General features: G+C 43.6%; 4 protein-coding genes. All 4 read left to right on the top strand.

The features are described from left to right. The coding region (pilM, locus tag AC29Z1_RS16275; protein ID WP_488272501.1) for a type IV pilus assembly protein PilM at window positions 1-936 on the top strand (936 nt) is incomplete at its 5' end. Beyond that, complete coding sequence (locus tag AC29Z1_RS16270; RefSeq protein ID WP_488272500.1) at window positions 911-1,453, top strand: PilN domain-containing protein; 543 nt, start codon at window positions 911-913, stop codon at window positions 1,451-1,453. The genes pilM and AC29Z1_RS16270, both read left to right, overlap by 26 nt. 2 nt (window positions 1,454-1,455) lie before the next feature. Next, window positions 1,456-2,028, top strand: a complete 573-nt coding sequence (locus AC29Z1_RS16265) for a type IV pilus inner membrane component PilO (protein ID WP_488272499.1) — start codon at window positions 1,456-1,458, stop codon at window positions 2,026-2,028. A 42-nt stretch (window positions 2,029-2,070) separates the two neighbouring features. Next, window positions 2,071-2,607: chorismate synthase (locus tag AC29Z1_RS16260; protein WP_488272498.1), on the top strand; the 537-nt coding region annotated here is incomplete at its 3' end.

Raw genomic sequence — 2,607 nt, 5'->3', positions numbered from 1 at the left:
CCTGAACATGTGGTAAAGGATGGTTATATACTTGATAGCTATACACTGGCAGATCGAATTCAACATTTGCTGGCAACCAGTGGAATTTCTTCCCGGGATGTGGTTGTGGCTGTAGCCGGTAGAGCGGTATTTGTCAGAGAAGTTTTGTTTCCGGTTATGAGTAAGGAAGAACTTAAAGAGGCCGTCAAGTGGGATATGGAAAAATATGTACCTTACGAGCCAGGCAGTTATTATTTTGATTTTGCCGTCATTGGACCGGGGAACAATGATTTAGAACTCAAGGTACTGCTGGTAGCGGCGCCCTATGAAGTTGTAAATACTTTGATTACTGCATTTAAATTAGCTAATTGTCAACTATTAGCCATTGATATTGAACCATTAGCGGTAGTTAGAACCTTATCTGAGGTGCACAATGTCATGGTTATTGATATTGGCGCCACAGTATCTCAGCTAAGTATTTTCCAAGCGGCAAGTCCGGCTGTTACCAGACTCATTGCCATTGGTGGCCGCCAGTTCACTGAGATCATCATGCGGACCCTGGAGCTTGAGTATGTGGAGGCGGAGCGTCTAAAACGGCTGTTTGGAATGAGAAAGGATAATGACTTTAAAAGCGGATGGCCGATACTTGAACCGCGCTTCCAACTGTTGGTCAGTGAGCTTGCGCGTGAAATTCAACGGACGGTTGAACATTTTCAACTACAACATTTGGATTTCATAATTGAAAGAATTTATCTCACCGGTGGTGGTTCAAAATTGGGTGATTTATCAGAGTATTTACGGGTGCAATTAGGGGGTGCCCAGGTGTTGCAGCATAATCCGTTACAGATGGTAAGCCTTGATGCTTCGTTGAATAGGGAATATTTGTATAGTCTGGCACCACAGTTGGCGGTGGCAATTGGTCTTGCGTTGCATGGAGAAAACAATGGTCACTATTAATCTGTTGCCACCTGCTGCAAGACGTTCTAAGTTGCCATTAAAAAATTTAGCACTGTTTACTTTAGTGTTTTTCATTACTGCAGTGTTTGGCATACTTATTCTAAATACATACAAAATCTGGACATTAGAAAAACGATTGGCAGCCTTAAGCCAGCAATATGAGTTGTTGCGCCCAACTCAGGTAAGCATGGAGTTGGCTGCTGACAAACAACGTCTGATCAAGGCAAAAAATGCAATTTTACTTACTATCACGTCAGAACAGATGGCGTGGAATGCTATCTTGTTTCATTTTAGTATGATAACTCCTCCGCAAATCTGGCTGTCTGAGCTGAGAGTTGAGGAGAAAAATATGTTATTCCTTAAAGGTAATGCGGCTACATATCCGGATTTGGTTACTTTTATTACCTTGTTGGAACAGGATGAGCTTTTGACTGAACCTGTTCTTATTAAGGCTGAACAAGAGACTGCCTTGTTAGCTACTACATTTGAAATGACAGTGAAATGTAAGGGGATATAGCAATGAAAAGCTGGTCAGTCAATGTAGAGAGTAAGTACAAGGTGGTTTTATTCGGAGTGATCTTCCTGGCCGTATTGGGTTTGTTTTATTTCGGTATAATAGCACCACAACAGGAGCAGATTGCTGCGCTTACAACTCAATGCCAAATACTGCAACAGCACATAAAAACGCTGGAAGTATATGCGCAAAAGTATCCAGATCCGGCAAAGCAGGTACGGGATATGGAGGCTAAAGTTGCTGCATTGGATGTGATGTTGCCTGATCAACCTGAAATCGGTAGTTTTTTAAAAGAAGTTGAACATGCCGCTAAGTATAGCCAAGCCAAGTTTTTGGTGATTAAGCCATTGGTGGCGGTGAACAGAAACGGTTACAGGGAAATTCCGATAGAAATTCAAATGAAAGCTTCGTTTATTAATTTGCTTGAATTTATGAAAAAGCTAAGTGAGATTCAGCGGTTTTATTCCCTTACTCATGTTTCTATTCAGGAGAACCAAGGAAGCCTAGACATTAAACTTATCGTTACTATTTACAGTTATGGTGGGGCTGCTGACCCTGTATCTCAGCAGCAGTCGTAGTCGTCCGAGAAAAAATGTTAATTTTTAAACAGGGGTGTTTTCATGTTTAGATTTCTCACAGCCGGTGAGTCGCACGGACCAGCACTTACAGCTATTATTGAAGGGATTCCGGCAGGTCTGACGTTGGATTTAGATCAAATTAATGCCGAATTGGCACGGCGCCAAGAGGGCTTTGGCCGTGGTGGGCGGATGAAGATTGAAAAAGATAAAGCAGAAATAACCTCAGGGGTCCGGTTTGGTACAACGCTAGGCAGTCCGGTAACTATGGTGATTCACAATCGTGACTGGGAGAATTGGCAAGACCGGATGGCTGTATTTGGTCAGCCGCAGGGAGAGGTCGTTATGGCTCCTAGACCCGGACATGCTGATCTGCCAGGAGTTTTGAAATATCAACGCCAAGACATCCGGGACATTCTGGAAAGGGCAAGCGCCCGCGAAACGGCAGCCCGGGTAGCAGTAGGCGCTGTTGCCAAACAACTTTTGGCGGTTGCTGGTATCACCATAACCTCTAAGGTTTTAAATATCGGCGGGGCGTTAACTGAGGAAGACATGATAGCGGCTATTACCAGAGCCAAGGAA

It is taken from the genome of Sporomusa sp., from assembly GCF_057736855.1.
Note: the sequence above shows the minus strand (reverse complement) of the source record. Positions and strands in the feature narration are given on the sequence as shown.